The organism is Ciceribacter sp. T2.26MG-112.2 (assembly GCF_900492205.1).
Classification (GTDB): Bacteria; Pseudomonadota; Alphaproteobacteria; order Rhizobiales; family Rhizobiaceae; genus Allorhizobium; species Allorhizobium naphthalenivorans_A.
The window spans coordinates 338,914-362,537 of the sequence record NZ_UEYQ01000001.1 but is presented as its reverse complement, the minus strand read 5'-3'; the positions used below and the strand labels follow the sequence as shown (position 1 = coordinate 362,537).

Here is a 23,624-nt window from a genome sequence, read left to right as displayed (position 1 = left end):
GCCATGACAGAGACGCCCGACATCGTCATCATCGGCTCTGGGATCGGCGGCTCGACGGTTGCCGCGGGGCTCGCGCCGTCCGGCGCCAGGATCCTGATTCTCGAGGCCGGCGACCATATAGCCGACCGGCCGGAAAACCGCGACCAGCGGGCAATCTTCCAGCGTGGCCACTTCCGCCCGAAGGAGATGTGGTACGAGGCCGACGGCACGGCCTTCAATCCCGGCAACTACTACAATGTCGGCGGCAATTCGAAATTCTACGGTGCGGTCCTGGTGCGCTACCGCGCCGAGGACTTTGCCGAGATGAAGCATCGCGAGGGCGTCTCGCCGGCCTGGCCCTTCCCCTACGAGGAGCTGGAGCCCTGGTACACCGAGGCGGAACGGCTCTACCAGGTGCACGGTGCGCTCGGCGAGGATCCGACCGAGCCCGCTCATTCGGCGCCCTATGCCTTCCCGTCGGTACCCGACGAACCGGCCATCGCCGTAGTCCGCCGGAAGCTCAAAGAGAACGGCCTCAATCCCTATTCCCTGCCGCTCGGCCTCGATCTCGACCGCTGGCTTGCCAAGGCAAAGACCCCGTGGGACGCGCATCCGAACGCCCAGGACGGCAAGATGGACGCCGAGACGACGGCGCTGGCGCTGGCGCTTGAGTATCCGAATGTCACGCTGCAGGTCCGCTCGCGCGTCACGCGGCTGGAGACGTCGGAGGACGGCCGCCGGATCGTCGCCGTGCATGTGCTGCGCAACCGCGTCGCGGAGAGGATCGCGCCGCGTCTCGTCATCCTCTCGGCCGGCGCCGTGCAGTCGGCGGCCCTTCTGCTGCGCTCGGCGGATGATCGCAACCCACGCGGTCTGGCGAACTCGTCCGACCAGGTTGGCCGCAATTTCATGAACCACAATTCGAGCGCCGTACTGGCGATCTCGCCCTTCTACCGCAACACGTCGGTCTACCAGAAGACCTTCGGTTTCAACGATTTCTATCTTTCGGACGGCATGGGCGGGGCGCCGCTCGGCAATGTCCAGCTGCTCGGCCGCGTCTCCGGCCAGATCCTCAAGGCCAACATGCCCAGGGTGCCGGAATGGCTACTGGACCGCGTGTCCCGCCACGCGATCGACTTCTACGCCATGAGCGAGGACATTCCGCACCCGGAGAGCCGCGTCATGGTCGATGGCGACCGGATCATCCTCAAATGGCACCGCACCAACTGGGATGCCCATCTCGATCTCGTCGCCCATCTGAAACGCGCCCTCAAGGCGGCCGGCTTTCCGATCGTGCTGTCGCGCCCCTTCGACAAGCGCACGCCGTCGCACCAATGCGGAACGGTGCGGATCGGCGATGATCCGGCGACCGCACCGCTCGACGTCTGGTGCCGGTCATTTGACCATCCCAACCTCTTCGTCGTCGATGCCGCCTGCTTGCCAACCTCGGCCGCCGTCAATCCCGCCCTGACGATTGCCGCCCAGGCGCTGCGCGTCGCCGCCCATATCCGCAAGGAGGACCTTGCCGCATGACCCGTTCCCGTCCTCTCGCCATCGTCACCGGCGGCCGTCGCGGCATCGGCCTTGGCATTGCCCTGGCGCTGGCCGCCGATGGCTTCGACATTGCCGTCACCGGGCTTGGGCCGCTTGCCGTGGAAGACGGCGTTCTTGTCGAGCTCGAAACGCGGGGTGTCGATGCCGCCTATTTCGAAGCCGACCTTGCCGAGGTTGCCGGCCATGCCGCGACCGTCGAAAAAATCATGGCGCGCTTCGGTCGCATCGACTGCCTCGTCAACAATGCCGGCATGGGTTCGGTCGTGCGCGGCGATTTCCTCGGGCTGACGCCGGAGAATTTCGACCGCATCATCGCCACCAACCTGCGCGGCACCGTGTTCTTCACCCAGGCGGTGCTGAAGGCCATGCTGGCACAGGCGGCCCCTGCCGCGGCGCGCGCGATCGTCAACATCACCTCCGTCTCGGCGGAGCTCAGTTCACCGGAACGCCTCGACTACTGCATGAGCAAGGCCGGGCTTTCGGCCTTCAGCAAGGGGCTCGCCCTCTATCTCGCGGAAAAGGGCATCGGCGTCTTCGAGATCCGCCCCGGCATCATCCGCACCGACATGACCGCCGGTGTCGCCGGCAAGTATGACGCCCTGATAGCGGACGGGCTCGTGCCGATGAAGCGCTGGGGCGAACCGGACGACATTGGCGGCGTGGTCTCGGCGCTTGCCTCCGGCCGCTTCGCCTTTGCCACGGGCTCGGTGATCGATCTCGATGGCGGACTGTCGATCGGAAGGCTGTGATATTACCTCCCCCTTGAGGGGGGAGGTCGCGGCGTAGCCGCGGGTGGGGGTGACCGGCCGATTGCGTATTGGTTCACCCCACCCCGGCACTGCGTGCCGACCCTCCCCCTCAAGGGGAGGGTGGACGAATGACTTGAGGAAGATGCGATGACCTACGACTACATCATCACCGGCGCCGGCCCGGCCGGCTGCGTGCTCGCCAACCGGCTCTCCGAGGATCCGGACGTCAGCGTTCTGCTGCTTGAGGCGGGCGGCGGGGACTGGAATCCGCTGTTCCACATGCCGGCGGGCTTTGCCAAGATGACCAAGGGCGTCGCCAGCTGGGGCTGGGAAACCGTGCCGCAGAAGCACATGAAGGGTCGCGTCCTGCGCTATACCCAGGCCAAGGTCATCGGCGGCGGCTCCTCGATCAATGCCCAGCTGTACACGCGCGGCAATGCCGCCGACTACGATCTCTGGGCCGCGGAAGACGGTTGCGAGGGCTGGGACTATCGCTCGGTGCTACCTTATTTCAAGCGCGCTGAGGACAACCAGCGCTTCGCCGACGACTATCATTCCTATGGCGGCCCGCTCGGCGTCTCCATGCCGGTCTCGGCCCTGCCGATCTGCGACGCCTATATCCGCGCCGGCCAGGAACTCGGCATCCCCTATAATCATGACTTCAATGGAAAGCAGCAGGCCGGCGTCGGGTTCTACCAGCTGACCCAGCGCAACCGCCGCCGCTCCTCCGCCTCGCTCGCCTTTCTGTCGCCGATCAAGGATCGCAAGAACCTGACGATCCGCACCGGCGCCCGCGTCGCCCGCATTGTGCTGGAAGGCACCCGCGCCGTCGGCGTCGAGGTCGTCACCGGCCGGGGTGTCGAGACGATCCGCGCCGAGCGGGAGGTGCTGGTTTCCTCCGGGGCCATCGGCTCGCCCAAGCTGCTCCAGCAATCGGGAATCGGCCCGGCCGATCACCTGACGTCGGTGGGCGTTCCGGTTCGGCATGACCTGCCGGGCGTCGGTTCCAACATGCAGGACCATCTCGACCTGTTCGTCATCTCCGAATGCACCGGCGACCACACCTATGACGGTGTGGCCAAACTCCATCGCACGCTATGGGCCGGCATCGAATATTTGCTCTTCCGAACCGGGCCGGTCGCCTCTTCGCTCTTCGAGACGGGCGGCTTCTGGTATGCCGACTCTGAGGCGCGCTCGCCGGACATCCAGTTTCATCTGGGTCTCGGTTCCGGCATCGAGGCCGGCGTCGAGAAGCTGAAGAATGCCGGCGTGACGCTCAATTCCGCCTACCTCCATCCGCGCTCGCGCGGCACGGTGCGGCTCTCCTCCTCCGATCCGGCGGCAGCGCCGTTGATCGACCCGAACTACTGGGAGGATCCGCACGACCGCAGGATGTCGATCGAGGGGCTGAAGATCGCCCGGGAAATCATGAGTCAGGCTGCGTTGAAGCCGTATGTTATGGCCGAACGGCTGCCCGGCCCCAAGGTCATGACCGACGAGGAACTTTTCGACTACGGTTGCGCCAATGCCAAGACCGACCACCACCCCGTCGGCACCTGCAAGATGGGCACCGACGCCATGGCCGTTGTCGGGCTGGACCTGAAGGTGCGCGGGCTTGAGGGTCTTCGTGTCTGCGACAGTTCGGTCATGCCGCGGGTTCCCTCCTGCAATACCAATGCCCCCACCATCATGGTGGGCGAAAAGGGCGCCGACATCATCCGCGACCGCGCACCGCTTCCGCCGGCGGTCTTCACCCATGAACGCAACGACCAGCGCCCCCGGGCGCGGGCGAACATCCGATAGGGCCTTCCATGATCCGGCACTGCGTCTTCATCCGCTTCAAGCCCGAAACGACGAAGGAAACCAAGGCGGCAATCTATGCCGAGATCGCCGCGCTGAAACCGCGGCTGCCAGGATTTCTCGCCGCCCATATCGGCGACAATGTCAGCCCGGAGACTGGCATGGACAAGGGCTATGGTGAGGGCTTCATCGTCGATTTCGATGGACCAGCGGCGCGGGACGCTTATCTTGCCGATCCGGAACATCAGAAGACCGGCGCCAGGATCGTCGACAACGCCGTCGGTGGCCTCGACGGCATTCTGGTCTATGACATCGAAATAGCGGACCGAAATTCGTGACCCTGACCAACCCACGCGCCTTCCTGACATCGCTTTTCGAGGCGGCAGTCCATGCCGCCGACCCCTATGCGGCGATCAGGGCGCATCTGCCGGAAAAACCCAAGGGCCGCACCATCGTCATCGGCGCCGGCAAGGCGGCGAGCCAGATGGCGGCTGCCTTCGAGAAGCTGTGGGATGGCCCGCTCGAAGGGCTGGTGGTCGCACGCCACGGCCCGATCGAACCTTGCCAGCGCATCACGGTGCTGCAATCGGCGCATCCTGTTCCGGACGAAGCGGGGTTGCGGGCGTCGGATGCTCTGCTGAAGAAGGTCGAAGGCCTCGGCGAGGACGATCTCGTTGTGGCACTGATCTCCGGCGGCGGTTCGGCGCTGCTGCCCGCCCCGCCGAATGGGCTGACGCTTGGCGACGAGATTGCGGTCAACAAGGCGCTGCTTGCCTCCGGCGCGCCGATTTCGGTGATGAATGTGGTGAGAAAACATGTCTCGCGCATCAAGGGCGGACGCTTGGCTGCAGCCTGCGGGCCGGCCCGCGTCGTCAGCCTGATCGTCTCCGACGTGCCGGGCGACAATCCGGCCTTCGTCGCTTCAGGGCCGACCGTGCCGTCGAAATCCTCCCCCGCGGAGGCGCTGGCGATCATCGCCGAATATGGGATGCAACTCCCCGCCGCCGTCATGGCCCATCTGAAAACCGAAGCTGCGGATGCGCCGGAACCGACAGACCCGGTCTTTGCCCGTAACGAGGTCCACGTCATCGCTTCCGCCCGCGTCTCGCTGGAGGCGGCCGCGCACAAGGCGGAAGAACTCGGCATCCCGTCCGTGATCCTCTCCGATGCCATCGAGGGCGAGGCCCGCGACATCGGCCGCATGCATGCCGCGATCGCGCGGGAGGTTAAGGAGCGGAACCGCCCCTTCGCCCGGCCGGTGGTGATTCTCTCCGGCGGCGAGACGACGGTGACGATTTCCAATGACCGCTACGGCAAGGGCGGCAGAAACAGCGAACTCCTGCTGTCGCTGGCCCTCGACATCGACGGAACGGCCGGCATTCATGCTCTGGCGGCCGATACCGACGGCATCGACGGCTCGGAAAACAATGCCGGCGCCTTCGCCGACGGCACGACGGCGGCGCGGATCCGCTCCGCCGGCGGCGATCCGCGGGCATTTCTTGGCGGCCATGACGCCTGGTCGGCCTTCTCGCTCGCCGACAGCCTGTTCGTTCCGGGCCCGACCGGCACCAATGTCAATGATTTCCGCGCAATGCTGGTGACGGACGACTAGGCAGCCGGCGTCCACGCGGCGAGCGTCGCAAGCCCCTTGGCGAGCAGCGCTTCGGCCGCCACCTGATCCGTGGCCTCGACATAACAGCGCATTTCCGGCGCATTGCCCGAGGGGCGGAAGTGAACGACGCTGTCGTCGGCAAGGGTAACCCGCAGCCCGTCGATGTCGCTGACCGACTTGACCTGGCCCAGCGGCGCGACGAATTCCGCAAGATTGTCCGCCGAGGCTCTGAGGTGTGACATCAGCGCTGCGCTGCGCTCGACGGCAAAATTCTCCAGCCGGTCGCTGAGCGCGATCGGCAGGCTGTAGGCCGCCGCCAGCGCCGAGAGTGACTGCCCGGCCTTGACCGCCATGCCGAGCACGGCGAGCGCCGGCAGGAAACTGTCGCGCGTCGGAAGCGCCTTGAGCACGCCGGTCCCGACGGAAAAATCCGATCCCAGCATCAGGCCGCCATTGGCCTCGAAACCGATGACGCCCTCCTTGCCGGCAGCCAGCGCTTCCTCCATCGCGGCAATCACGAAGGGCGAACCCACCCGCGTGCGCACTACGTCGAAGCCGCCGGCGGCTTCCAGGCCGGAATTGGAGGTGACCGGCGTCGCCACCAGTTTTGCTCCGAGAAAGCGCGTGGCTACCAGGCCGAGAAAGTCGCCGCGCAACGGCCGGCCGTGCTCGTCGGCCACCAGCGGCCTATCGCCGTCGCCGTCCGTCGAAACAACCGCGTCGAGCGACAGCTCGTCGGTCCACTCGGCCATCAGGTGGATCGTCTCGTCGGAGACGGCTTCGGTGTCCACCGGGATGAACTGCTCTGAACGGCCGAGCGGAAAGACGGTCGCGCCATAGTGCTCGAACACCTTGACCATCATGTCGCGGGCGACGGTGCTGTGCTGGTAGATGCCGATCCTGAGACCTTCGAGCGCGCCGGCGGGCAGCACGGCCATGTTGCGGGCCAGAAAGAGTTCCCTCGCCGCCTGTTCGTGGTTCTCGCCCGAGCCGGCCTCCACCAGATTGGCGACGGCATCGTCGGAGAGCCTGTCGGCGAGCGCGGTGATTGTCGCTTCATCCGCCTTGGTGATTTCTTCGCCGGCACGATAGAACTTGATGCCGTTTCTGTCTGCCGGGATATGCGAGCCCGTCACCATGACACCCGCCGCGCCGATCTTGCCGCCATAAAGCGCCAGTGCCGGCGTCGGAATCGGACCGCAATCGACCGGCGTCAGACCGGCACGCTTGAGCGCGGCCATGACGGTAGCGACGATTTCGGGGCTCGAGGGGCGGAAGTCCTGGGCGACAACGACCGGGCTGCCGGGAATGGCCAGTTTCTCGTCGAGCAGAAAGCGGGCAAAGGCGGTGGCGTAGAGTGCGGAGACGCTGCCGACCAGTTCCGTCGAAAGTCCCCGCAAGCCGCTCGTCCCGAATTTCACTGCCATGCCGCCTTCTCCTCTACCTGCCGCGCATTCTGTCGCCATCATAGGTAGGGCGATCGTGTGGATGAGGCAATGTCGGCTGTCTGCAGGGGCCAATGCGGCGACCCGTCCGGAACGGTTAAACGAACAAGAATGACCTCATTCGCCGCCGGTTGCTCGTTGCGCAAAGGCTTCAAACTGTTCACCGCGAATCATATGGATCTGTTCATCGCGGCAGTGTTGGATCCCGACGCGCTCGTAGAAGGCCTGGGCGGAGACATTCGCCCGGTCGACCGAAAGCCGGAGATGGCGGGCGCCCCTCGCATATCCGCGGCTGGCTGCGGCCTGCAGCAGGCGCTCTCCGATTCGCCTTCCGCGAAAGGCGTCATCGACATAAAGATCCTGAACATAGATGCCGGGTTTCCCGCGCCAGGTGGAAAAGCTTGAAAAACTCAGGCACATGCCGGCAAAGCGCCCGTCGACTTCGGCGATCAGTGCTTCGAAGGCGGGATTTGGGCCAAAACCGTATTGGAGTAGGTCTTCCGGTGTGCTTTCGATCTTGTGTTCGTCGCCGGTATGGCGTGCAAGCGCCAGCAGCGCCTCGTGCAGCAGGCGGGCGTCGTCGGCCCGGGCCTCGCGGATCGTCACAGTCACATTGCCGTTCACAGGATCTCCCTCGAAAGCTTGGCAGGCCGATAAGAGCCGAATCCGGTTCGCGCCATACGGACATTTATCCGTCATTGTCGGCAATGATCCAATAGAGCGGTCGAATGCCACCCATAGATTTCAGGAATGGGAAAAGCTGGGGACCAAAACGAAAAGAGCCTGGCGCGGGAGGAGGTGCGCCAGGCTCTTAAACTTGATCGGCAATTGGGAGGAGGAGGAGTATTGCCGATCCTATCTAGCGGCACTGGGAGGAGGAGTGCGCCGCTTCGATGGTTGTAATATATTCGCATCCGCAGAGAATGCCAGCTTCATTGCTGCAATGCAGCAGTGCGTTTTTCGCATGGCTTGGAGGCGGCTAAGCCCTCGCGATGGCCAAAATCCCCTGAAACTAGGGGCGAAAAGCGTTGGCGCCTTCCGAAACAGGTCATTTCTTGGGCGGGTTCGCGTGCCGCTCGTCGCTGTAACGCAGAGAGGCCTGGCGGCAAGCCATCGATCAAGCGGCGGCAATTTCTTCATCCAGCCCAGCTTGTCGGCAATGTCGGATTTTTCATTTGCTTACTGCGGCGGAGCGGGGAAACTGCGCCGGCCGGTGGAAACCTCGACCGGAGCCACAGACGATTTCCCGCCGGAGCCGCATCGCATGAAGCCGAACATCCTGCTCATCACCGCCGACCAATGGCGAGGCGACTGCCTGTCCGCGATCGGCCATCCGACGGTCCGGACGCCGAATATCGATGCGCTGGCCAGAGAGGGCGTGTTGTTCCGCCGCCACTATGCCGGCACGGCGCCCTGTTCGCCGGCCCGTGCGACGCTCTATACCGGCCTTTACCAGGCGAATCACCGCGTCTGTCAGAACGGCTCGCCGCTCGATGACCGCTTCGACAACCTGGCGCTTGCCTCGCGCCGCGCAGGCTATGATCCGACCCTGTTCGGCTATACCGACGTTTCGCCCGATCCGCGCTCTGTCGATCCCCACGACCCGGTCCTGACCAGCTATGAGGGCGTGCTGCCCGGTTTCACCGTTGGCCAGATCCTGCTCGAGCACGAGAAGCAATGGCTTTCCTGGCTGCGCTCGAAGGGCCGGACCGGGGCTCTCGCCCGTGATGTTCATAGGACGGAACATCTGGGCGCTCCCCCCGCCTATTCGAGCGACGAGACGCAGACGGCATTCCTGACCGACGCCTTCCTCGCCTGGCGCGAGATCCAGGATCGTCCGTGGTTTGCCCATATCTCCTTCCTGAGGCCCCACCCGCCCTTCTGCGTGCCGGAACCCTATGCCAGCATGTTCGCGCCCGGCGACGGGCCGGCCTATGCCCGCGCCGCCGATCGGCAGGATGAGGCGGATGTGCATCCGTTCCTGCGTTTCGCCATGTCCAGCCAGCAGAAATCGAGCTTCGTTCTTGGCGCCGAAGGGCCGGTCAGCGACTGGACGGCTGCGGATATCGATCGCATCCGCGCCACCTATTACGGCATGATCGCCGAGGTCGACGCCCAATTCGGCCGGATCGTCTCGGCGCTTCGCGACGGCGGCGATTGGGACAAGACCATCATCGTCTTCACCTCCGACCATGCCGAAATGATGGGTGACCACTGGAGCCTCGGCAAGGGTGGCTATCACGACGGCAGCTACCACATCCCGCTCGTCATCCGCGATCCTGCGGCCATCGCAGCCGCCGGTCGGCAGGTCGATGCGTTCACCAGCGCCGCCGACATCATGCCGACGCTCTGCGAACGGCTTGGTCTCATGCCGCGCAATCACCAGGACGGCCGCTCCCTCCTGCCTTTCGTCACCGGTCACGAACCGGAACGCTGGCGGGACGCGGCCTTCTTCGAATTCGATTTCCGCGACGTGGTGAACGCTACACGGGAGGCGCAGTTCGGCCTGCGTTCCAATGAGTGCAACCTGTCGGTGCTACGCGACGAGGCATTCAAATACGTGCATTTTGGAGGGATGCCGCCGCTGTTGTTCGACCTCAAGGCAGACCCGATGGAACTGCGCAATGTCGCGGAAGACCCGGCCTTCCTTGCGGTTCGCCTGCTTTATGCGGAAAAACTGCTGGCGCTTCGAGCGGCCCATCTCGACCAGACCCTGGCCTTCACCGAATTGACGGCCGAGGGTCCGGTGAGCCGGCCGACGGTGTAATCCGCATGGCGCCGCCGGCGATCGTCCGCTTCGGCGAAAGCGGTAGTGCTTTGCGCTGCTTTCGGCTATAGCCGGCGGCAACGACATTGATTGCGACCTGGAGACAATGATGGCAGCGACGATTCGCTATCACGAAGGTGACATTTCCTCGGCCGATGCGGCCCGTTATACCGGCGCGATCGCCATCGATACGGAGACATTGGGCCTCGTGCCGCGCCGCGACCGCTTGTGTGTGGTGCAATTGTCGCCGGGCGACGGAACCGCCGACGTCATCCGCATCGCCGCCGGACAGAAGGAGGCGCCGAACCTGGTCGCCATGCTCGCCGATCAGAGCCGCGAGAAGATCTTTCATTTCGGCCGCTTCGACATTGCCGTGTTGTTCCATACCTTCGGCGTCACCACCACCCCGGTCTTCTGCACCAAGATCGCCTCGCGCCTCAGCCGCACCTACACGGACCGCCACGGCCTGAAGGACAATCTCAAGGAAATGTTGGAAGTGGATATTTCCAAGGCGCAGCAGTCGTCGGATTGGGCGGCCGAAATGCTGTCGCCGGCACAACTCGAATATGCCGCCTCGGACGTTCTTTACCTCCATGCCCTGCGTGACAAGCAGATCGCGCGGCTGGTTCGTGACGGACGCATCGAGCACGCCAAGGCCTGCTTCGAATTCCTGCCGACACGCGCCAAGCTCGATCTGCTCGGCTGGGAAGAAACCGACATCTTCGCCCATAGCTGATTATTGTTCGCTCAGGTAAGGCCGAGGGACAGGAACTCCATCAGCGTCTTGGCCCCGCGCCGACCCGAGCCAGCACCTCGGGCGGGATCCGGTAACGCTCGACGGCATCCGACTGGCTGCAAAAGCCGCAGATCTCCCGCTGAATGAAAAACGCCCAGACCAGCTCGGCGGCCTGGTCGATGAGGACCTGGGTCTGCTGGGTGTCGACACCCTCCGCCCTTGCCTGCGCCAGGGCCGCGAGGGCAGCTTCCACTTTCCGGCCGGCGCGGCCAAGGGCATCGGCTTTCTCGGCGGCAAGCTCGTAGTCCAGCGCCAGCAGGCCCGTGCCATTGGAGGTGCTGAAGGAGGAGGGCGGGCGAAAGCTCATGTGATCCGGTCACGATTTTGTCCTGACGGAAAGATGGAGCGTCCGGTCGCCGCTGGCAATGGCGTCAAGCCTGCGCAGCATTTGTTAACGAATCCGGCGCATCCTTCCGGGCCACGGAAACAAGAACAAAGACATGAATGCGACCATGATGGAAGCATCGACAAAACCTGCGGACGCAGCCCGGACGGGTGCGGCGAGCCCGGTCGAAGCACATTCGCCTGGCGATAGCGGCGCCGTCGGCGAGATCTTCAGTCATTGGCTCGAACAGGCCGGCAGTCCCGCCACGAGTGCCACCACCGGTATCCTTTGGGACGATGAAGAGGAACCGCAGGCCCCGGCCGCGGCGCAAAAGGCCTATGTTCCGGCCACATGGCTTGATGCGCTTGGTGAGGGCCATTCCGAGCCGCGATCGGACCGTTCGGACCAGATTTCCGCGGTCAATTCCGACGACAACGGCCTTTACCGCATGTTCAGGACCGTTTCGCCCTGACGCTTAAGGCTGCATGGCGGCAGCGGCGTTTTGGCGAACCTCTTCGAAGCCCCAATCCTTCAGAATCCGTCCGTCCTGCCAGACGGGCTTGAGCAGGTTTTCCCGCTGTCCGAGCTCGGAGAGCGGAATGGCGAGAATGTCGGTTCCGTCGCGCACGATGGCCTGACGACCGGCCGTCAGCGGTCGTTCGCGCGGATTGGCGGGTCGGCGACCGATGTCGTGCCAGGAGCCGGCCTCATCTTGCAGGGCGCTGGCGAGCATGGTGAACGACAGGGTATCGCGGCTGAGTTTCTGCAGAAGCGTCGAGCCGACGCCGAAGGTGATGTTTTCGGCAGCAAAGCCCATGCCTTCCAGGCGTCCCAGGATCATCTGTATGTCCTGCAGCGTCACCCCGTCCGACTGGATGACGCGCACGGTGTCATCGAGCACCTTGAAACCCTTGCCGTTGAGGCGCGTACCATAGGCATAGGCCAGTTGGGCCACGACCTGGACCGGCGTGTCGATCGGATCGCCGCTATCGGGGCGGACGATCAAGGTGGCTCCGGCAGCCCTCACCTTGGTCTGCAGCGTCTTGCCCCAGATCTCCGAAACGGCATTGTGCAGGTCGTAGCTGTCCGAGACGACCGAATAGGCGCCGAAGCGGCCGAAACGGTCGATCATGTTGGAGTAGGCGTCCGTCTCCCGGCTCTGTCCCCAGGCGGTCATCGTCGTGTGTTCCGAGGCGGGCACCGAGCGGCCGGCCATCAGGGCCCCGTAACAGCGGCGCGCCTGGCGGATCGCCGGCAGCGAATCGGACATGTGGAAATGAACCAGATGTGCGACCCCGCCAAGAGCGGCCTGTTCCAGGCTGGTCGTGCTCCGGGCGCCGAAATCGCTGACCATGGTCGCCATCAGTTGGTCGGCTTGATCGGAAGTCCGCTCGAGGAATGGCCGGATGGTCTGGCTCAGGCGCCAGGAGAGCGTCGCGACTGTCGAGGGATACCAGACCGCGCGCAGAAGCGCCGTCTCCATATAGGAGGTCAGCCAGGCAAGCTGGGGATCGGTATTGACCACCTGCATCACCGGAACACCGCGCCGGATTGCGACCCCTTCCGGCAGGGCTTCGATCCTCAGCGGCAGGTGCCCGCCATGGGCGTTCAGCACGCGCAGCCAGCCCGCTCGATCGAAAGGCTGGCCGTGCAGCGTGGCGAACTCCTCGGCCTCATCGATGTCGGCCATCGTGACGGCTTGCGACAGGTAGTCCTTCAGGAACATCTGCAGGCCGAAGAACATCACCTCCGGCTTGTAGGAATGGCCGCGCGTCGTGACGTAGCTGGAGATCGCCCGTGTGCCCTCGGGATATTGCAGGTAATGCCCCAGCTTGTAGCTGTCGGTGTTCAGAATGGGATTCTGGTTGTTCATCGGGCAGCATCCGGCGATCTGTTGTCGGGCAGTAATCCTGCTCGTGCGGGATTGGCATTGGCCAAAAGCTGTACGCGACACCCACTGGGGCGGCAAGGCAAGACGTCGCAATTATGGTTAATGCTTTGTTAACACTTGTGCCGCAGGGTACGGGATCAAGGACAGGGCAGGCCGTCCTTGAAGGCGCCGTCGTCGTCGACGGGTCCAATCCGGTCGCATGAGCGAACCGTTATTGCCAGTGATACGTCAGCCAATTGCAGGATGGGGAGCTGCCATGCTGCCTCCGGTCAATGCCGTTACCAATTCATCCATGGCCTTCCAGGACCCGCGTGCCGCGCACGACGGTGCGGCCGAGGAAGCAGTCCGGCCGCGGCCCTTGGTGCCGCAGGCCGCAAACGCACTGGAGCAGAGCGCGGCGATCGCCGGCCGCCTCAATCTTCTCATGCTGTCCGGCCGGGAGCAGGTGTCCGAAAACCTGGTCCTGCTGGTCAACCTGCTGGGCGCTCGGCTCGGCATGGAGCGGCTGGAGGGCGAGGCCCCGAGGGCCTATATCGGGCGTCTCGTCCAGGCGTTGGGCGAATTGGCGCCGCAGGCTCGGCAATCGGTCCAGCGACAGTTGTCGCAGATGTTCGGCGGCTTGCAATTGCGCACGTTGATGGAAGCCTTCCGCAATCCGGCCGGGCCGGAGGCGGCCACGCTTGCAATCTATCTGGAGCTTCACCGCATCAAGGACAAGGATCTTGCCGCCCGCACGGTGATTACGTCCTATCGGCAGAACGCGGGAGAGAGCCGCCCGGCGACAATGCCGCTTGCGGCCCCGATCGTTGCGGCCCCCATGAGCCCCGCCGCTACCACGGTGCAGCCGAGCGGCCCGCCTGCACGGCCGCAGCAAGTGCCACAGCAGCAGGCCACGCGAAGTGAAAATATGCGGTTCGATGGCGAGGTGCCCGAGGACCCGATGGCGCCGGTCGCGCGCGGCCGGCTTTTCAGCATGCCGGACGAGCGATCCAGCAAGGTACTGAAGCTCGCGGCGGCCCGCGCGCTGCAGACCGCGATGGCCCATGGCGGAGCGCGTATAGAGCCACGTTTGCCGGCAGAACTCGCGACCCCGGAGCTGCGCCGGGGCAGCGATGGCATCGATCCTCCAAAGGACCTCACGACGCGCCAGGACGGCAAGCGTGTCAGTGAGGCCGATGTGCTGATCGTGCAGAACCAGAGGGGTGCCGAGGAGCCCGGCGAAGCCGCCGGGACCGTCGGGCGCGTGATTCCTGCCGAAATGATAGAGGCCGAAGCCGGACCGGTTTCCTCCAAAACCGCTTCACATGCCGAAAAGGCTGATCCGATTGCACCTCTGCCGTCGGCGGAGTTTGGCGAGGAGCAGCCGGGCACCCAGGAACAGCCGAAGGCGCAAGCCAAGACAGAGACGCTTTTCGTCCTCAAGGGTTGGACGGAGGAGGATTTGAGCGGCGCCGAAGCGCTTCTGCCTCCGCCTCTGCCGACAGATGGTGAAGTCGCCCCCGATCCGGCGCGCGTGTTCGGCTTTGGGCAAGCAGGCAGCACCGAGAATGAAAAAGCGCCGCAGGACATCGGCCTCACCGCAGGCCAGGACGACATCGGTGCCGGGGAGGCCGGTCATGCGGAGCACGCTGTCGATGACGCGCCGGAAGAGCTGGAAAGTGCCGCCGCCAATGCTGAAGGCGTCGAAGGTGAACCATCGCCCCAGGAGAGCACCGCAAGCGAACTCCCCGATTCCGAGATCGCCTTGCAACGTCAGACCGTCGCCGGACGTGAAGGCGTACCGCTGCCGGTGATCAACTATCTCTTCGCTGCCGACGAACTCGCCGAGAAGATGGAATTGAAGCACCGCTTCAACGACGAGCAGGGCGAGGAAGCAAAGGACGATGGTGCCGAGGATTTTGCCGAAGAGCCAGGCGATGACGAAACGGAGGGCGAGGAGCAGGAGGACACCGGCGCCCGGCAAGAGCTGAGCGACGACGGAGGGGCGGGCCAGATCGCGGCTGGTGTCGAGGGCGAAACGCCGAACGATCTCTATTGGCGGATGGCCGGCTGGTCCTGAGGCCGGCGGCGGCCCGGGTACGCCTGCTGCACCTCATTCATCCCAAAGAAAAGCCCGCCGGTCGATGACCGGCGGGCTCTTCATTTCAGTCGTGTCGAGGCTTATTCGCCGCCGCGGTTCTTCAGAGCCGCGCCGAGGATGTCGCCGAGCGAAGCGCCCGAGTCGGACGAACCGAACTGTGCGACGGCTTCCTTCTCTTCAGCGATTTCCAGGGCCTTGATCGACAGCATGACCTTGCGATCCTTCTTGGAGAAGTTGGTCACGCGGGCATCGACGGTCTGGCCGACCGAGAAGCGTTCCGGACGCTGCTCGTCGCGGTCGCGGGAGAGATCGGCACGACGGATGAACGAGGTGATGTCTTCGTGGTTGACGAGCTTCACTTCGATACCGCCATCGTTGATGCCGATGACTTCGCACGAGACGACGGCGTTCTTGCGCAGGTCGCCGGAAGCGGCGGCGTCACCGACCGAGTCCTTGCCGAGCTGCTTGATGCCGAGCGAGATGCGTTCCTTCTCGACGTCGACGTCGAGAACGACGGCCTTGACCACGTCACCCTTGTTGAACTCCTCGATGACCTGTTCGCCCGGACGGTTCCAGTCGAGGTCGGAGAGGTGAACCATGCCGTCGACGTCGCCTTCGAGGCCGATGAACAGGCCGAATTCGGTCTTGTTCTTGACTTCGCCTTCGACTTCGGTGCCGGCCGGGTGGCTGTAGGCAAATGCCTGCCACGGGTTCTCGAGGGTCTGCTTGAGACCGAGCGAGATACGGCGCTTCGACGGATCGACTTCGAGAACGACGACGTCGACGTCCTGCGTGGTCGAAAGGATCTTGCCGGGATGAACGTTCTTCTTCGTCCAGGACATTTCCGAGATGTGGATCAGGCCTTCGATGCCCGGCTCCAGCTCGACGAACGCACCGTAGTCGGTGATGTTCGTGACGGTACCGGAGATCTTCTTGCCAACCGGGTACTTGGCGGCGATGCCATCCCACGGATCCGACTCGAGCTGCTTCATGCCGAGCGAGATGCGGTGGGTTTCCTGGTTGATACGGATGATCTGAACCTTGACCGACTGGCCGATGGACAGGATTTCCGAAGGATGGTTGACGCGACGCCATGCCATGTCGGTGACGTGCAGCAGGCCGTCGATGCCGCCGAGGTCAACGAACGCACCGTAATCGGTGATGTTCTTGACGACGCCGTCAACAACCTGGCCTTCTTCGAGGTTCTGAACGATTTCAGAACGCTGCTCGGCACGCGACTCTTCGAGAACCGTACGGCGCGAAACAACAATGTTGCCGCGACGCTTGTCCATCTTGAGGATTTCGAAGGGCTGCGGGTTGTGCATCAGCGGGGTAACGTCGCGGATCGGACGAATGTCCACCTGCGAACGCGGAAGGAAGGCAACGGCGCCGTCGAGGTCAACCGTGAAGCCGCCCTTGACCTGGTTGAAGATGACGCCTTCAACGCGCTCGCCGGCTTCGAACTTGGCTTCGAGCTTGATCCAGCTTTCTTCGCGACGAGCCTTTTCGCGCGACAGAACAGCTTCGCCGAGAGCGTTTTCGATGCGCTCGACATAGACTTCGACTTCGTCGCCGACCTTCAGCGTGCCGTCCTTGGCACGGGCGCCGAATTCCTTGAGCGCGATCCGGCCTTCGACCTTGAGGCCGACGTCGACGATCGCGACATCCTTCTCGATGGCCGTGATGATGCCCTTGGTGACATAGCCTTCTGCCAGATCGGTCTTGGCAAAGGACTCTTCGAGCATTGCCGCGAAATCATCGCGCGAGGGAGTAGAAACAGACATGAAATCTCCTAAACGCGTCCAATCGAGGACGCGGTATGCGCCGGGGGGTTCGAGTTTAACGAAGCCTGACAGATCGTCCGCCCTTCAAAGGGCTGTCCGGCGCGGGGACGATCATATCGGCTGGTTCGATCAAGGTTCCCGGCAAGCCGGGTTCCGCAGTTCAATCTGTCTTCAAGGCAGCGTCGATGATGTCTCGGGCCGCCCGGAATGCCGCGTCTATACTCATTTCCGACGTGTCTAGCAAGTGCGCATCGTCCGCAGGTTTCAAAGGACTGTCGGCGCGCTCCATGTCGCGCGCGTCGCGCTTCTTCACGTCGGCAAAGACCGTGTCAAACTCGGCCGAACCGCCCGCGGCGATGATCTCGTCGTAACGGCGCCGGGCGCGCACGTCGGGCGAGGCGGTGACGTAGAGCTTCACCGGCGCGTCGGGGCAGACGACCGTGCCGATGTCGCGGCCGTCGAGCACGGTGCCGGGCTCCCTGGCGGCGAACTTGCGCTGGGCAGCGACAAGGGCGCGGCGCACGGCGGGCATGACGGCGATCCTGGATGCGGCCTCGCCGATGGTGTGTTGCGCAAGAACGGAGCGGTCGAGCCCGGCGAGTTCGATCTCCAGTGCCGTCTTTTCCGCGACTGCCTCGTCGTCCAGCGGCAGGCCGGCATCGAGCAGCGCCTTGGCGACGGCACGGTAGGTCAGGCCGGTATCGAGATGATGGAAGCCGTAATGCTCCGCGACCAGCCGCGAAAGGGTTCCCTTGCCCGCCGCAGCCGGCCCGTCAATGGCGATGGTGAAAGACGTCATTGTAAACTCTGCCTTGCCCGATTTCGAATGTCGTGGTCCGCCCGGACACCCTGGCCCCGGCTGCCCTCATATTGTCGCGGAGGAAGGGGCGCCACCGGCGGGCGGTAAGCTCCAGGCGCCATGCAGGTTTTCCTCCGGCCGGCCTTCGTGCGAAACATCGGAGGGGAACGCCGACGCTGTTTTCGCGCTGGTTAACACATGGCGGCGACACGGTCATCCCCGGATGGCCAAAAAGCCCGCCGACGGCTTGCGAAGTTTGCCTTTGACAGAAGAGATTGCAACGACTATGGGGACCCGCTAACAGTTTCACCGGGTAAGACCGGATTGACCGCACGCGCCGGTATATTCTTCAGGACTTCAAGAGGCTTTGACAGTGGCGAAAGCAGAACTTGGCACCAAACGCACCTGCCCGGACACGGGGAAGAAATTCTACGATCTGAACAAGGATCCGGTCGTATCGCCTTACACCGGCAAATCCTGGCCGCTTTCCTATTTCGAGGAGACCTCGGTCGCCACGATCATGGAGAAGGCGGAAGAGGAAGAGGTGGCTGAAGTCGACGCCGAAAACACCGAAGTCGAGCTCGTCTCGCTCGAGGACGCGGACGACAACGGCGGCAACGACGACATTCCGGATATCGGCGACGACGATGTCGAGCTCGATGACGATGATGACGACACCTTCCTCGAAGCCGACGAAGACGATGACGACGACGACATGACCGGCATCATCGGCGTCACCGGCGACGACGACGAAGTCTGATCGACCGCTGTCAGGCTCGGAAAACGAAAAAATTTCCGAGCCTGCAATTTTCGGCTTGCCATCTCCGAACACCGGAAGTAATAAGCCGCCACCCCGCCGGACAGTTTGTTCGACAGGGTCCCGGAACCGGCACTGCCGGACCCATGGTATGGGGCTATAGCTCAGCTGGGAGAGCGCTTGCATGGCATGCAAGAGGTCAGCGGTTCGATCCCGCTTAGCTCCACCAAATCTTCCCTGAACAGAACCTATCCGTTTGGACAGCCTCGCCTTTCGTGTCGCAGGCTGCCCGGTTCGTTTCTGCTGTCGGCCCCTTTGCCAAAACAAGTCAGGCACCAGGCCCGCGCGTCGCTTGCCGCAGTCCGGAGATTCCCCTAGGGAATCGCCTACAGGCATCGAGCACGCGATATCGTGTTGCCGAAGGGCGAGGGTGACATGAGCTTCACGGAAACGACACGGACATCGTGGTTGGCGCGGTTGAAGAACGCATTGATCGGTGCTGTCATCGGCATCGTCCTGGTCGGGGCTGCCATCTGGGCTCTCGTCTGGAACGAAGGCCGGTCGATCAAGGCCTATCGGGCGCTGACCGAAGGCGCCGGCATTGTTCTGTCGGTCAGTGCCCACGAAATAACGCCCTCGAACGAGGGAAAGCTCATTCATATCTCGGGCAGGGTGACGCCGGACGGCATCCCGGCCGATCCCGAATTCGGCATTTTCGCCGACGGCGCCGTGGCGGTCCTCCGCGAGGTCGAGATGTACCAGTGGGTGGAGAAGAGCGAATCGCGCTCCGAAACCAAGCTGGGTGGCAGCCAGGAAACCGTCACGACCTATACCTACACAAAGGAATGGAAGTCCGGACGCGAGAATTCGGGCGACTTCCGCCAGCCGGAGGGCCACGAGAATCCGGATCCGGCGGTCGACGACCAGTCGTTTGCCGTCGAGAGCGCCAAGGTCGGCGCCTTTGCCGTGTCCGGCGAGAGGGTCACAGGCCTCGGCACGCAGACCGACCTTAGGCTGACGGAAGCGGACGTTGCGCGCGCTGAACAGGTTCTGTCCGGGCAAGTGCATCTCGACCGTGCCGGATTCTATGTCGGCATGGACCCTGCCCAGCCGCGGGTCGGCGATCTGCTTGTCCGATACAGCCGGGCGGATCTTCCCGAGGCGAGTTTCGTGGCGGCGCAGAACAAGGGCTGGCTAGAACCGTTCACCGCCTCGAATGGTCGGGAAATCTTCCTGAGCGCAGCCGGTAAGGCGAGCGCTGCGGAAATGTTCGATACCGCCCAGGCTGAAAACACGATGATCATGTGGCTGATCCGCCTCGGTGGAATGATCGGCCTTATGGTCGGGTTCAGTCTGTTCTTCTCGATTCTCGGCGTCATCGCCGACGTCGTTCCGCTCGCCGGCTCGCTGGTGCGCTTCGGCACGGGGATGATCGCCTTCGTGCTGACCGTGCTGGTCGGGCCGTTGGTCATCGCCATCGGCTGGTTCGCCTATCGGCCGCTATTGTCGATTGGACTGTTGTTGGCCGGCGGGCTCATTGCCTTCGCCGTGGTCTGGCTTCGTCGGCGTGCGGCCGGCCGGCCGAACACCGCTCCGTCGGCGGCTCAATAGAAGAGCTCGCCCCGATCCTCTCTCGTTGCCTGGTCGATCTGGAACCAGTCGGTGATGCGATCGATGTCCAGCTCCGCTTCGCCGTTGCGGAGTTGAACGCGCAGCTTGTCGCCTGATCTTCCAAGAGGCACGCCGATAAAGATCCGGCTATTGCCCGCCTCGTCGAGTGTATCGATTGCGAAGCGCATGAGCCCCCCAAAATTCAATCGCGTAAAAGTCTTTATTTTCGAGTGTCGGAGGCTTAAGTGACCTGCCTTGAGCGAGGCTGTCGCCGCAGGAATGCCTCATAGGGTCGGGCCCTGGGCGGCCTGCCGCGCGCTGCGGCATGCGGAGCCCCGGACACCAAGGGTGGAAAGAATGTTCATCGTTTCCAAGCTGTTCTGGGTCTTCGCCCAGCCGCTGTCGCTGGCTTTCCTGGCAATCCTGCTCGCCGTCGTCGCGATCCTGAGTGGTCTTCGCCGTGTCGGCCTGGCGCTTTCAGCCTTGGCGGCCCTCGTCCTGTTCGTGACGCTCTATACGACGACCGGTTCCTTCGTTCTGCAGGGCCTGGAGGCACGCTTTCCAAAGCCTGAAGGTGATCCGCAATCGCTCGGGTGCATGATCGTGCTCGGCGGTGCCTTTGAGACAGAGGTGACGACGACCCGCGGCGGGATCGAGATGAACCAGGCGGCCGACCGCTTTGTCGAGGCCCTGCGCCTTGCCCGCCGCTTCCCCGAGGCGGTCATTCTCGTATCCGGCGGTGACGGGTCCCTGAGCGGTGACTATGAGGGCGATGCCGTCGCCTCTGCCCGCTTCTTCTCGACCTTCGGCATCGCTTCGGACCGGCTTGTGCGCGAGACGGCATCGCGCACCACCGCGGAAAATGTCACCAATAGCCGTTCGCTGCTTTCGGATAGACGGTTGGACAACTGCCTGCTGATTACCTCGGCCTTTCACATGCCGCGCGCCATCGGCCTGTTTCGCGCGGCGGGCGTGCCGGTCACGCCCTGGCCGACGGACTACCGCACCAGCGGCACGGTCACGCTTGGCGTGGATTTGACCCAGCCCACGCTCAATGCGCAGCAGGCCGCGACCGCCATGCGCGAGGCCATCGGCCTTGCCGCCTATTACCTCACCGGCCGGATCAAAGTGTTGTATCCGGGCCCTTGAACGCCCCTTGGTATCATTTCTTCGAAATGGTCAGGAACTTGGTGCCCCTCACGCGCACCGTGATTTCACACGGCGCCTCGTCGGTGCGCTCGCAAAAGCGCGGATGCATCTGCATCACGAAGACCATGTTGCCGAAGCGCTTGATGAAGTCATAGCCGTACATCTTGGCTGTGGCGATCATGAAGTAACCGCCCTCCTTCACCTGCAGATAGAAGTTATAGGGACAGCCGTCGTCGGTGCAGTCCGGGCCGCGCACGCCGTCGCAGACGAGTTCGCCATCATTGACCACGACATCCTTGATCCCGTCATTATTGATGTCGAGTCGGGTGACGAAGGCAGGACCGAACTTCGCCTCGGCGCAACGCTTCTGGAAATGTTGCTTTTCATAGATCTCGGGATCACTGATGAGTTGCTGCTGGCCGTATGATGCGGAATTCGCGGTCAGCAAAAACGCGATTTGCAGAAAGGCAAGAAGCAGGTATTTCACGGCAAACGTCCCGGGAAGATGAAGTCTCTTTCTTCTACCCTATGTCGCGGTGCTTGTGCGGCCCTGACGCCGTTACGGTTTCCAAACGCTTTCGCCGGAAAGGGATGAAATGACGCTGCTTGGATTTCTCGACTATGCCGGTGTCGCCGTGTTCGCCGCGACCGGGGCGCTTTCCGCCTCGCGCAAGGATCTGGACGTGATCGGATTTCTCTTTCTGGCGGCCGTGACTGGAATTGGCGGGGGAACCCTGCGCGACCTCGTGCTTGGCACTGTTCCGGTCTTCTGGGTGCGCGATCCGGGCTATGTCCTCGTCTGCGCCTTCGTCGGCGTGCTGGTCTTCTTCACCGCCCATCTGTTCGAATCGCGTTACCGGCTTTTGATCTGGCTCGATGCCATCGGGCTTTCGGCCTATTGCGTGATGGGGGCTGCCAAGGGGCTTGCCGCGACAGGATCGCCCACGGTGGCGATCGTCACCGGCACGCTGACCGCCACCTTCGGCGGCATTCTCAGGGATATCATCGCCGGGGAGCCCTCGGTGCTGCTGCGTCCGGAAATCTATGTTACCGCGGCCTTGGCGGGAGCCTGTGTCTTCACCGCAGCCACGGCCTTCGGTCTGCCGCTTCTTGCCGCCTCGGTTCTGGGTGCGGCCACTGCGTTTGCCATCCGAGGCGGCGCACTGCGCTTCGGTTGGAGCATTCCGCGCTACAACTCACGGCCCGGCCGGTCACCGGAGGACGTATTGTAGAGCCGAAAAGGGAAAGGCGGGAAGCGCCGGGCGTTCAGCGGTTCTTCGGCCGCAGGCGGATCAACACGTCGACATGGGCGATTTCCATGCCCTCCGGCGGTTCCGGCAAATTCTCGATCGAAATATTGTTGAGCGGGATGTCGAGAACCTCGTTCTCGCCCTCGACGAAGAAATGGTGATGGTCGGACACGTTGGTGTCGAAATAGGTTCTGGTGCTTTCCACCGTGAGCACGCGGATGAGGCCCGCCTCGGTGAACTGGTGAAGCGTGTTGTAGACGGTGGCGAGCGAAACCGGCACGCGGGCGGCAAGTGCCTCCTCATGCAGTTCTTCGACGGTCAGGTGACGGTCGCCCTTGGCGAACAGCAGGCTCGCGAGTGCAATGCGTTGCCGTGTGGGCCGCAGGCCGCACTCGCGCAATTTCAGTTCCGTATGTCTACGGTCTTCCGTCGTCATCAAGACGATCTCCGCATTGCCAGTTGGTCCTTCGACGGACTTCATCCGAGGATATAACTTTTACGCGCCGCCCTTTCAATAGTTTCTACCGGACAAGGGGTTTACAAAGTGCCGAAAAAGCCGCGATCTGGTTGTTTTTGATCTGGTCCTGAAAGGGTGGTTCCTGTATGCGACGGCTAAAGTCATCCAATGGCGGCGGATTGGGTCAGCCCTCCGCGACTTCATGTCGGCTATTGTGAGACTTCAATTTGTCCCTATCTTGCTCTAAGGGTCCGTGAACGCGAAGCCTGAGGGGGGAAGAAGAAGAAAATGGCACCAAGACAATCCAGCTATAATTACGAGGAAATCCTCGCCTGCGGTCGCGGCGAACTTTTTGGCCCCGGCAACGCCCAGCTTCCGCTGCCGCCGATGCTGATGGTCCACCGGATCACCGACATTTCCGAAACGGGTGGCGAATTCGACAAGGGCTATATCAGGGCCGAGTATGACGTCCGTCCGGACGACTGGTATTTTCCCTGCCATTTCCAGGGCAATCCCATCATGCCGGGCTGTCTCGGCCTCGACGGCATGTGGCAGTTGACCGGCTTCTTCCTCGGCTGGCTGGGCGAACCCGGCCGCGGCATGGCGCTGTCCACCGGTGAGGTCAAGTTCAAGGGCATGGTGCGCCCCACCACCAAGCTGCTCGAATACGGGATCGATTTCAAGCGCGTCATGCGCGGTCGGCTCGTGCTGGGCACCGCCGATGGCTGGCTGAAGGCGGATGGCGAGACCATCTACCAGGCGACCGACCTTCGCGTCGGTCTGTCGAAGGAAAAGACGGCCTGAAAGGGCTCTGTCCAA

23 protein-coding genes and 1 tRNA gene are annotated in these 23,624 nt (G+C 63.4%); 15 read left to right on the top strand and 9 right to left on the bottom strand.

Annotated features, from left to right (window positions below; all coding sequences use genetic code 11):
- Window positions 1-3 precede the first annotated feature (3 nt).
- From DYZ14_RS01830 to DYZ14_RS01810, 5 genes are all read left to right on the top strand, one after another.
- On the top strand, window positions 4-1,512 hold the full coding sequence (locus tag DYZ14_RS01830; protein ID WP_154719076.1) for an FAD-dependent oxidoreductase: 1,509 nt from the start codon (window positions 4-6) through the stop codon (window positions 1,510-1,512).
- Window positions 1,509-2,282: a 3-ketoacyl-ACP reductase gene (locus DYZ14_RS01825; protein WP_154719075.1), complete on the top strand. Its 774-nt coding sequence runs from the start codon at window positions 1,509-1,511 to the stop codon at window positions 2,280-2,282. Before DYZ14_RS01830 ends, DYZ14_RS01825 begins: the two co-directional genes overlap by 4 nt.
- A 147-nt stretch (window positions 2,283-2,429) precedes the next feature.
- Complete coding sequence (locus DYZ14_RS01820) at window positions 2,430-4,085, top strand: GMC family oxidoreductase (protein ID WP_154719074.1); 1,656 nt, start codon at window positions 2,430-2,432, stop codon at window positions 4,083-4,085.
- Between the two features lie 8 nt (window positions 4,086-4,093).
- Complete coding sequence (locus DYZ14_RS01815) at window positions 4,094-4,420, top strand: Dabb family protein (RefSeq protein ID WP_154719073.1); 327 nt, start codon at window positions 4,094-4,096, stop codon at window positions 4,418-4,420.
- Window positions 4,417-5,694, top strand: a complete 1,278-nt coding sequence (locus DYZ14_RS01810) for a glycerate kinase type-2 family protein (protein ID WP_154719072.1) — start codon at window positions 4,417-4,419, stop codon at window positions 5,692-5,694. Before DYZ14_RS01815 ends, DYZ14_RS01810 begins: the two co-directional genes overlap by 4 nt.
- Here DYZ14_RS01810 and DYZ14_RS01805 read toward each other — a convergent pair.
- Both DYZ14_RS01805 and DYZ14_RS01800 read right to left on the bottom strand, forming a co-directional pair.
- The gene (locus tag DYZ14_RS01805; protein ID WP_154719071.1) at window positions 5,691-7,121 is read right to left on the bottom strand and encodes a phosphomannomutase; all 1,431 of its coding nucleotides are present in this window, start codon (window positions 7,119-7,121) and stop codon (window positions 5,691-5,693) included. The genes DYZ14_RS01810 and DYZ14_RS01805 overlap by 4 nt on opposite strands.
- A gap of 135 nt (window positions 7,122-7,256) precedes the next feature.
- Window positions 7,257-7,874 (bottom strand): GNAT family N-acetyltransferase, encoded by a 618-nt coding sequence (locus DYZ14_RS01800; RefSeq protein ID WP_232365405.1) that lies wholly within the window; start codon window positions 7,872-7,874, stop codon window positions 7,257-7,259.
- A 529-nt stretch (window positions 7,875-8,403) separates the two neighbouring features.
- On the opposite strand from DYZ14_RS01800, the gene DYZ14_RS01795 reads away from it, so the two are divergent.
- Window positions 8,404-9,906, top strand: coding sequence for an alkaline phosphatase family protein (locus tag DYZ14_RS01795; protein WP_154719070.1), 1,503 nt, complete (start codon window positions 8,404-8,406; stop codon window positions 9,904-9,906).
- A gap of 109 nt (window positions 9,907-10,015) precedes the next feature.
- Window positions 10,016-10,642 carry a ribonuclease D gene (locus tag DYZ14_RS01790; RefSeq protein WP_115669057.1) on the top strand — a complete coding sequence of 209 codons (627 nt, stop codon included), beginning with the start codon at window positions 10,016-10,018 and terminating at the stop codon, window positions 10,640-10,642.
- 40 nt (window positions 10,643-10,682) lie between these two features.
- On the opposite strand, the gene DYZ14_RS01785 is transcribed toward DYZ14_RS01790, so the two are convergent.
- Window positions 10,683-11,009 carry a DUF6665 family protein gene (locus DYZ14_RS01785; RefSeq protein WP_154719069.1) on the bottom strand — a complete coding sequence of 109 codons (327 nt, stop codon included), beginning with the start codon at window positions 11,007-11,009 and terminating at the stop codon, window positions 10,683-10,685.
- Window positions 11,010-11,142: 133 nt separating this feature from the next.
- Here DYZ14_RS01785 and DYZ14_RS01780 point away from each other — a divergent pair, with 133 nt between their 5' ends.
- Window positions 11,143-11,499 carry a hypothetical protein gene (locus DYZ14_RS01780; RefSeq protein ID WP_154719068.1) on the top strand — a complete coding sequence of 119 codons (357 nt, stop codon included), beginning with the start codon at window positions 11,143-11,145 and terminating at the stop codon, window positions 11,497-11,499.
- A gap of 3 nt (window positions 11,500-11,502) precedes the next feature.
- Here DYZ14_RS01780 and DYZ14_RS01775 read toward each other — a convergent pair whose 3' ends face one another.
- Window positions 11,503-12,900, bottom strand: a complete 1,398-nt coding sequence (locus DYZ14_RS01775; protein ID WP_154719067.1) for a nicotinate phosphoribosyltransferase — start codon at window positions 12,898-12,900, stop codon at window positions 11,503-11,505.
- Between the two features lie 310 nt (window positions 12,901-13,210).
- Between DYZ14_RS01775 and DYZ14_RS01770 the strand changes: the two genes are divergently transcribed.
- Window positions 13,211-14,977: a hypothetical protein gene (locus DYZ14_RS01770; RefSeq protein WP_154719066.1), complete on the top strand. Its 1,767-nt coding sequence runs from the start codon at window positions 13,211-13,213 to the stop codon at window positions 14,975-14,977.
- A 101-nt stretch (window positions 14,978-15,078) separates the two neighbouring features.
- On the opposite strand, the gene rpsA is transcribed toward DYZ14_RS01770, so the two are convergent.
- Window positions 15,079-16,782, bottom strand: coding sequence for a 30S ribosomal protein S1 (gene rpsA / locus DYZ14_RS01765; RefSeq protein WP_154719065.1), 1,704 nt, complete (start codon window positions 16,780-16,782; stop codon window positions 15,079-15,081).
- 160 nt (window positions 16,783-16,942) lie between these two features.
- Window positions 16,943-17,581, bottom strand: a complete 639-nt coding sequence (cmk, locus tag DYZ14_RS01760) for a (d)CMP kinase (protein WP_154719064.1) — start codon at window positions 17,579-17,581, stop codon at window positions 16,943-16,945.
- A 373-nt stretch (window positions 17,582-17,954) separates the two neighbouring features.
- Between cmk and DYZ14_RS01755 the strand changes: the two genes are divergently transcribed.
- The 3 genes from DYZ14_RS01755 (at window position 17,955) to DYZ14_RS01745 (ending at window position 19,949) form a co-directional block, all read left to right on the top strand.
- Complete coding sequence (locus tag DYZ14_RS01755) at window positions 17,955-18,341, top strand: TIGR02300 family protein (protein WP_115668896.1); 387 nt, start codon at window positions 17,955-17,957, stop codon at window positions 18,339-18,341.
- Window positions 18,342-18,491: 150 nt separating this feature from the next.
- Window positions 18,492-18,567 (top strand) — tRNA-Ala (locus DYZ14_RS01750).
- 206 nt (window positions 18,568-18,773) lie between these two features.
- Complete coding sequence (locus DYZ14_RS01745; RefSeq protein WP_154719063.1) at window positions 18,774-19,949, top strand: TMEM43 family protein; 1,176 nt, start codon at window positions 18,774-18,776, stop codon at window positions 19,947-19,949.
- Here DYZ14_RS01745 and DYZ14_RS01740 read toward each other — a convergent pair.
- Window positions 19,943-20,137 (bottom strand): hypothetical protein, encoded by a 195-nt coding sequence (locus tag DYZ14_RS01740; RefSeq protein ID WP_115668894.1) that lies wholly within the window; start codon window positions 20,135-20,137, stop codon window positions 19,943-19,945. The two genes, DYZ14_RS01745 and DYZ14_RS01740, sit on opposite strands and share 7 nt — an antisense overlap.
- A 169-nt stretch (window positions 20,138-20,306) precedes the next feature.
- On the opposite strand from DYZ14_RS01740, the gene DYZ14_RS01735 reads away from it, so the two are divergent.
- Window positions 20,307-21,098: a YdcF family protein gene (locus DYZ14_RS01735; RefSeq protein WP_154719062.1), complete on the top strand. Its 792-nt coding sequence runs from the start codon at window positions 20,307-20,309 to the stop codon at window positions 21,096-21,098.
- 13 nt (window positions 21,099-21,111) lie between these two features.
- On the opposite strand, the gene DYZ14_RS01730 is transcribed toward DYZ14_RS01735, so the two are convergent.
- Window positions 21,112-21,585, bottom strand: a complete 474-nt coding sequence (locus DYZ14_RS01730) for a hypothetical protein (RefSeq protein WP_154719061.1) — start codon at window positions 21,583-21,585, stop codon at window positions 21,112-21,114.
- A gap of 109 nt (window positions 21,586-21,694) precedes the next feature.
- Here DYZ14_RS01730 and DYZ14_RS01725 point away from each other — a divergent pair, with 109 nt between their 5' ends.
- Complete coding sequence (locus DYZ14_RS01725) at window positions 21,695-22,330, top strand: trimeric intracellular cation channel family protein (protein WP_115668891.1); 636 nt, start codon at window positions 21,695-21,697, stop codon at window positions 22,328-22,330.
- A gap of 34 nt (window positions 22,331-22,364) precedes the next feature.
- On the opposite strand, the gene irrA is transcribed toward DYZ14_RS01725, so the two are convergent.
- Complete coding sequence (irrA, locus tag DYZ14_RS01720; RefSeq protein WP_115669056.1) at window positions 22,365-22,784, bottom strand: iron response transcriptional regulator IrrA; 420 nt, start codon at window positions 22,782-22,784, stop codon at window positions 22,365-22,367.
- A gap of 309 nt (window positions 22,785-23,093) precedes the next feature.
- Between irrA and fabA the strand changes: the two genes are divergently transcribed.
- Window positions 23,094-23,609 carry a 3-hydroxyacyl-[acyl-carrier-protein] dehydratase FabA gene (fabA, locus tag DYZ14_RS01715; protein WP_115668890.1) on the top strand — a complete coding sequence of 172 codons (516 nt, stop codon included), beginning with the start codon at window positions 23,094-23,096 and terminating at the stop codon, window positions 23,607-23,609.
- Window positions 23,610-23,624: the final 15 nt, after the last annotated feature.